The organism is Pedobacter sp. (genome assembly GCF_045628745.1).
Classification (GTDB): Bacteria; Bacteroidota; Bacteroidia; order Sphingobacteriales; family Sphingobacteriaceae; genus Pedobacter.
In genome coordinates, this window is record NZ_JAZQPU010000132.1 from 1 (window position 1) to 2,226 (window position 2,226).

2 protein-coding genes and 2 pseudogenes are annotated in these 2,226 nt (G+C 38.9%); 1 reads left to right on the forward strand and 3 read right to left on the reverse strand.

Going from position 1 to position 2,226, the window contains the following annotated elements; all coding sequences use genetic code 11:
* Positions 1–227 (reverse strand): annotated as a pseudogene (locus ACR2F7_RS05465) (dipeptide epimerase); the annotation flags it as partial.
* 86 nt (positions 228–313) lie between these two features.
* Between ACR2F7_RS05465 and ACR2F7_RS05470 the strand changes: the two are divergent.
* Entirely contained in the window at positions 314–1,279 is a 966-nt protein-coding gene (locus ACR2F7_RS05470; RefSeq protein ID WP_432712578.1) for a hypothetical protein, read from the forward strand.
* Between the two features lie 2 nt (positions 1,280–1,281).
* On the opposite strand, the gene ACR2F7_RS05475 is transcribed toward ACR2F7_RS05470, so the two are convergent.
* Both ACR2F7_RS05475 and ACR2F7_RS05480 read right to left on the reverse strand, forming a co-directional pair.
* Positions 1,282–1,899, reverse strand: coding sequence for a rhomboid family intramembrane serine protease (locus ACR2F7_RS05475; RefSeq protein ID WP_432712579.1), 618 nt, complete (start codon positions 1,897–1,899; stop codon positions 1,282–1,284).
* A 26-nt stretch (positions 1,900–1,925) separates the two neighbouring features.
* Positions 1,926–2,226: pseudogene (locus ACR2F7_RS05480) on the reverse strand (hypothetical protein); the annotation flags it as partial.

Sequence of the window (2,226 nt, forward strand, 5' to 3'; positions counted from 1 at the left end):
TGGAAGTCGAATGGAAATTTAAAGCGTTTCCAGTCTATCTGTTGCAGAAAAGCAGTTGCAGTTTCATAGCTCTCCCCCATGTAAGGCACCATAGAGGCTTCTCCATAACCTTCAAAATTTTCATAGCGCAGTTTCAAAAGAAGCAGGGGAGTACTTGTTCTAGAAAACCTGGCAATGGCAAAGGGGTGTTTGAGTTTGAGGTTGAAGGAGATATACGAGGATTCCATGAAGTCTAGCCGTTTATAATATCAAAGTTAAAAAAAGTAGCGCTGCTGCTAATGTAAAAATAATATGCCTAATATTGTTCTTTCTTATGAACAGCACCTTATACCAACCTTTCAAAAACTTCGACTTTAAGTTTAAAAACTGCTTTTTAAGCGGTGATACTTTTGCTTCACCACTGGTAGAAACGAATGTGCTTCCAGACTGGTTATTGGCGGTTGCCAATTACAGCGGCAATGAGCAAATTAAACTGCTTGATGAAAGTGTAAGGTCTTATAATACCCTTAAAGTGCCCTGCAGCACTGAAATGCTGGAAAAATACATCCAGCCATTGGAAGACAAAATAGCACATGCTTTTGCAATGGGTTATGAGGAAGTGGTTAAGCTTCCCGAAGAGGATCTTTTTAAGTGGATTGGTAAATTTATGTACAGCTTAATCTATATTGAGATGAATGCTGCCATTAAGCTGCAACAGCTGAGTGGCGATGGCATGAATATGTCTCAGGGCTTAATGCATAAATTTGGTAATCTTCATACCATGGTGCAAAGTATTTACCGCGATGTGGTTTATGAAGATTTTACCCCATGGTCTATTGTAGTGGTACCCCTTGCTGATGCAGATCATTATTTTAGTTTCCGCGATGAGATTAATACCCTTACTTTCTCACTGAAACTTAAAGATTTTGGCATCATTGCCTGCTTGCAGGATAACGGTACCAACAAAGTTTTTCATCAGGAATTGTTGACGGCTTTTAAGGGAAAGGCGCTGAGCGAACAGCAATATGAAGAACTTTGTGCAAGGTTTTTCTACTCTGCATATTTGTTCAACAGGCTACCAGAATATACGGTAATGCCCCTGGAGGACCGTATCTATATTGATGCCATGCCATTAAAAGGAGTCTTCAACAAACCCTTGTTCGACGTTTGGCAACACAAGACCTATGCACAGGTTTTAGAAAATTTCTGGAAACCATGGGGTCAGACTTTGTTTGAGATCATTAAAGATCCAACGGCACCGATGAGTTTTTTTGATCCTCCTTATTTGCCTGAAGCTTAGTTCTAAGCGGCACCTGTTAAGGCTGCAAAGAAATGTGGTAGAATTCTCGGCTCAAGAATAATGGTTATCAGTACACCTGCTATGGCACCAAAAAGGTGTGCATCATGGTTAATGTTATCTCTGGATCTTTTGGACATGTAGGCGCAATAGATTAGGTATAAGATGCCGAACAAACAGGCCCAAATGGGAATGGGAAGTGGAAAAATCATCAACGTATCAAAAGGATAAAACAGGATATAGCTAAACAGCACTGCAGCAATAGCGCCTGAAGCCCCTAAACTATTATACCAAAAGTCGCCTTTATGTTTAACTACTGAAGGCAGATCGGCCAATACCATACCCAGAAAATAAATGACCCCAAATTGCCAATGTCCAATGGTGGCCTCCAGTTTAAAGGCGAAAAAGAAAAATGTAAACATGTTAAAGATCAGGTGCATCCAGTCGGCATGGATTAATCCGCTGGTAATGAGTGTGTACATTTTATTTTTGCGGTATACACTATAAGGATGCAGCATGAACTTACCATATAATACATGGTCGTTAAAGGCGTAAATACTGGTTACTATGGTAAAAATGAAAATTATAGAAGCTACTGGGGTATGGGTGAAATATTCGATCATGTTTTTTTTAAACTAAGGTTATTTTTCTAATACCTTTTGAAGGTTTTTTTAGAGATACCAACAAGGCCAAAATTGTATTTTACGCCTAGTGTTAAATAAGTAAAGACATCCGGATTGCCATTTTTGAAACGGATGGTAGAAGAATCGTAGCCATCCAATCCCTCTCCAAGAGTAATGTTAGTCTGGTAATTGATATTGGCAACGTACCTATAATAGCCATATTTGTCAGCTATATAATAGTTGAAACCAAGGTCAAGTGGAATAAAGGCCTCTTTTGAATTGTATTTGTAAAGATTATCTGGTTCATTGTAATTGCGTTGAAGGTAT

Excerpts from the sequence above, each read along its gene's own strand:
- ACR2F7_RS05475 (WP_432712579.1), bottom strand. The coding sequence starts at position 1,899 with ATGATCGAATATTTCACCCATACCCCAGTAGCTTCTATAATTTTCATT.
- ACR2F7_RS05470 (WP_432712578.1), top strand. The coding sequence starts at position 314 with ATGAACAGCACCTTATACCAACCTTTCAAAAACTTCGACTTTAAGTTT.